Origin of the sequence: Streptomyces sp. WAC05292 (genome assembly GCF_003949955.1) — a bacterium.
In the GTDB taxonomy this organism is placed as follows: Bacteria; Actinomycetota; Actinomycetes; order Streptomycetales; family Streptomycetaceae; genus Streptomyces; species Streptomyces globosus.
This window is the reverse complement of sequence record NZ_RPSE01000498.1, coordinates 1-3,825: the sequence shown is the minus strand read 5'-3', so window position 1 is coordinate 3,825 and position 3,825 is coordinate 1. Positions and strand designations below refer to the sequence as shown.

General features: G+C 76.7%; 4 protein-coding genes. 3 read left to right on the top strand and 1 reads right to left on the bottom strand.

Annotation, left to right across the window (positions count from 1 at the left end):
• Together EF903_RS29965 and EF903_RS29960 are read left to right on the top strand one after the other, a co-directional pair.
• Positions 1–1,393 (top strand): 4-alpha-glucanotransferase (locus EF903_RS29965; RefSeq protein ID WP_148142606.1); only part of this gene is annotated, 1,393 nt, incomplete at its 5' end.
• Between the two features lie 20 nt (positions 1,394–1,413).
• Positions 1,414–1,650, top strand: a complete 237-nt coding sequence (locus EF903_RS29960) for a hypothetical protein (RefSeq protein WP_125548140.1) — start codon at positions 1,414–1,416, stop codon at positions 1,648–1,650.
• A gap of 184 nt (positions 1,651–1,834) precedes the next feature.
• On the opposite strand, the gene EF903_RS29955 is transcribed toward EF903_RS29960, so the two are convergent.
• Positions 1,835–2,329 carry a MarR family winged helix-turn-helix transcriptional regulator gene (locus EF903_RS29955; protein ID WP_125548139.1) on the bottom strand — a complete coding sequence of 165 codons (495 nt, stop codon included), beginning with the start codon at positions 2,327–2,329 and terminating at the stop codon, positions 1,835–1,837.
• A 104-nt stretch (positions 2,330–2,433) separates the two neighbouring features.
• On the opposite strand from EF903_RS29955, the gene EF903_RS29950 reads away from it, so the two are divergent.
• A partial coding sequence (locus EF903_RS29950) for an MFS transporter (protein WP_260616109.1) occupies positions 2,434–3,825 on the top strand: 1,392 nt, incomplete at its 3' end.

Genomic DNA, 3,825 nt, shown 5'->3' with positions numbered 1-3,825 from the left:
GCGAGCAGTGGACGGCGGCAGCCGCTGCGGGCGGGGCGGCGGCCGGGCCGCCGGTGCGGTCGGCGCATCAGGCGGCGTGGCGGTCGAGGGCATGGCTGTGCTCGGCGCGGAACTGCCGGTAGGCGGCGTCCCGGCCCGGGGGGCGGGGGCCGGCGTCCAGCACGTCAAGCGCGCCGCCCTGGAGCTGCTGTACGCCGTCCCCCGCACCCCGGAACGGGAGGCCGCCTACCGGCAGTTCCGCGCCGAGCACGGCGATGCCCTCGAACGCCACGCCGCCTGGTGCGCCGACCGCACCGGCGGCCCGGCCGGCGCCCCGCCCGCAGCCGCGGCCGACTTCCACCGCTGGCTCGTCTGGCTGACGGACACCCAGCTCTCCGCCGCCCAGCAGGCGGCCCGCGAGGCCGGCATGGCCGTCGGCATCGTCCACGACCTCGCCGTCGGGGTGCACCCCGACGGCTCGGACGCCGCCGGGCAGCCCCTGTACGCCGCCCGGGCGAGCGCCGGCGCCCCGCCCGACGCCTTCAACCCCCGCGGCCAGGACTGGGGTCTGCCGCCGTGGCGGCCCGACCTGCTCGCCGCCGCCGGGTACGCCCCCTTCCGGGACCTGCTGCGCGGAGTGCTCCGGTACGCGGGCGCGCTCCGCATCGACCACGTGATGGGCCTGTTCCGGCTGTGGTGGATCCCCGAGGGCGCACTGCCCGCCGACGGCACGTACGTCGCGTACGACGCCGAGGCGATGCTCGCGGTGCTGGTCCTGGAGGCGCACCGGGCGGGCACCCCGGTCGTCGGCGAGGACCTCGGGACGGTCGAGCCGCAGGTCCGCCGGGCCCTGGCCCGGCGCGGGGTGCTGGGCACCTCCGTGCTGTGGTTCGAACGGGACTGGCGGGGCGGCGGCGCCCCGCTCCCGGCCGGCGCCTGGCGGGCCGACTGCCTGGCGACGGCGACCACGCACGACCTGCCGCCCACCGCCGCCAAGCTGGCCGGAGCGCACGTGGAGCTCCGCGACCGGCTCGGCCTGCTGACGCGCCCCGTGGAGCGGGAGCGCGCCGAGGACGCCGCGGACACCGCGCAGTGGCTGGACCTGCTCGCGGACGAGGGCTTCGACACCAAGGACGAGGAGGCGGCCGTCGCCGCCCTGTACGGCTTCCTGCTGCGGACCCCCGCCCGGCTCGTCGGCGTGTGGCTCCCGGACGCGGTCGGCGACCGGCGGCCGCAGAACCTCCCCGGCACCTGGGACCAGTACCCCAACTGGCGGCTGCCGCTCGCCGACGCGGACGGGCGGCCCCTCACGCTGGAGGCGCTGGCCGCTTCGCCGCGGGCGAACGCCCTGCTGGACGCCCTGCGGAACGACGGGCCCGCCCGTACGGCACCCCCGGACGCGCGCCCCGTTTAGGTGTTCGCTACGTTTGCACCGTGGACAAGAAGAACGCCCTGCGCGCCGGCGCCGTCACGGCCGGATCGACGCTGATGATGCTGCTGATGACGTCTCCCGCGCTCGCGCTGACCCGCGACGACGGTGACGACCCGGGCCAGGGCATCAGCCTGGCCGAGACCCTCGGTGTGTTCGTCGTGCTGCCGGTGGTCCTGTTCCTGGCCATCGCGGGCCTCGTGATGGTCGGCGACAAGTCCCGCAAGCAGCAGCAGGGCTGAGCGGACTCGAACTGAAACAGCCGGGCGGAACGCCCCCTGCGGGGGGCGGGGCCGCCCGGCGGGCTTCCGGGCGCCGGAGGTCCCCCCTGCCGGTGCGAGACGCCGGCGGCGGTGCGGACCTCCGGCGCTCCGGCGTACCCGCCTACGGCGGTACGGCGCCCCGCCGCCCCTCCGGCCGCCGCGCTCAGACGCCGGCCAGGAGCTTGCGGAGCAGGCCGGTCAGCAGGGCGGTCTCCTCCTCGTCCAGGCCCGACAGCGCCGCGCGCTGCACCTCCAGGCCCGCCGCCACCGCCTCGTCGACGACGGCCAGTCCCCGGTCCGTGATGGTGACCTGGAGCCCCCGCCGGTCGTGCGGGTCGGGCCTGCGGCACAGCAGCCCCGCCTTCTCCAGCTTGTCCAGGCGGCCCGTCATGCCGCCCGAGGTCAGCATGAGCGTGGCCGACAGCTGCCGGGGCGACAGCGTGTAGGGCTCGCCCGAGCGGCGCAGCGTCCCGACGACGTCGAACTCCCCGCGCGTGAGCCCGTACCGGGCGTACGCGCGCTCCATCGCGTCGCCCATCGCCCGGTCGATCCGGAAGATCCGGCCGAAGAGGGCCATGGGGGCCGTCTCCAGGTCCGGGCGCACCGCGGCCCACTGGTCGATGATCGCGTCGACGGCGTCCTTGTTGACCTCGCTCATGTCCGCAGTATCGGCCGTCGAGCCGATCGCCCGCAAGAAAGTAGCTTGACGGAAAGTAGCTTGCCAGTAAGCTACTTTCCATCGACCTACTTTCGGGGGGAACCGTGGCGGACGGGCGGATACGGCGGCGGCAGGGGCGGGACAGGCGGCAGGACCGGCTCCCGGGGGAGCGGCCGCTGCTCGCCGGCATCGGCATCAGCGCCGTCGGGACCGGCATGTACGTCCCCTTCTCCCTGGTCTTCTTCCACCACGTCACCGGCCTCTCCTTCGCGGTCGTCGGACTGGTGCTGACGGCCACCGGGCTCGCCGGGCTCGCCTTCATGCCGGCGGCCGGCGCGGCCGTCGACCGGTTCGGGGCCAAGCGCGTCAACCTCCTCCTCTACGCGGTCCGGGCGCTCGGGTTCGCGCTGTACCCCTTCGCCCACTCCCCGGCCGCCTTCGCCGCGGTCACCCTGCTGACCGCGGTGGCCGACCGGTCCTTCCCCGTCGTCCAGCAGTCGCTGATCGGGGAAGTGGCCCGCGGCTCCGCCCGCGACCGCCTCCAGGCCTCCCTGCGTGCCCTGCAGAACGCCGGGATGGGCGCGGGCGCGCTGATCGTCTCCGGGGTGCTGGGGGTGTGGGGCACCGCCGCCTTCTCGCACACCGCCTGGGGCAACTCGCTCGCCTTCGCCCTCGCCGGGCTCCTCGTGACCCGGGTCCGCCCCGCCGCCGGAGCGGCCCCGGCCGCCGCAGCCGCCCGGACGCCGGCCGGGTACCGGATGGTGCTGCGCGACCGGCCCTTCCTCGGGCTGACCGCCGCGAACTTCCTGGCCGCGCTCGGCTATGCCGCCCTGTCGGTGCTGTTCCCGCTGTACATCGCCACCTGGCTGCACGGCCCGGACTCCCTGACCGGCGCCGCCTTCACCGTCAACACCGCCCTGTGCGCGGGCGCCGGCATCCTCGTCGCCTCCCGGGTCCGCCGCACCGGCGCCCGCCGCACCCGCTCCGCGGCCCTCGGCGCGCTGCTCTTCGCCGCCGCGTTCGCCGGGCAGATCGTGCTCGGCACGGTCCGGCCCGGGCAGACCGCCACCGTGGCCGCGCTGCTGGCCATCGTCGCCGTCTACACGCTCGGCGAGCTCGTGCACAGCCCGTCCGCCGGGGCCCTGTCCGTCTCGGCCGCGCCCGAAGCGGTCCGCGGCCGGTACCTCGCCACCTACCAGCTGTCGTACTCGCTCGCCACGGCGCTCGCCCCGTCCCTGTTCACCGCCCTGACGGCGGTCGACGGCCGGCTGCCCTGGGCCGTCCTCGCCGCCGCGGCCATCGGGTGCGCGCTCGCGCTCGTACGCCTGGAGCGGCACCTTCCGGCGGACGCCGTGCACGCCGAGCCGCCCCGGCTTCCCGCGGCGGACGCCCCGGACGCCCCCGCAACCGCCGCAGTTCCGGCGCCCCGGAGTGCCGACCCCGCGGCCGCCGCCGGCCGGCCGCGGGGTCGGCACTCCGGGGCGCCGGAACTGCGG

Coding starts and splice junctions, on each gene's coding strand:
- EF903_RS29955 (WP_125548139.1), bottom strand. CDS start 2,329: ATGAGCGAGGTCAACAAGGACGCCGTCGACGCGATCATCGACCAGTGG.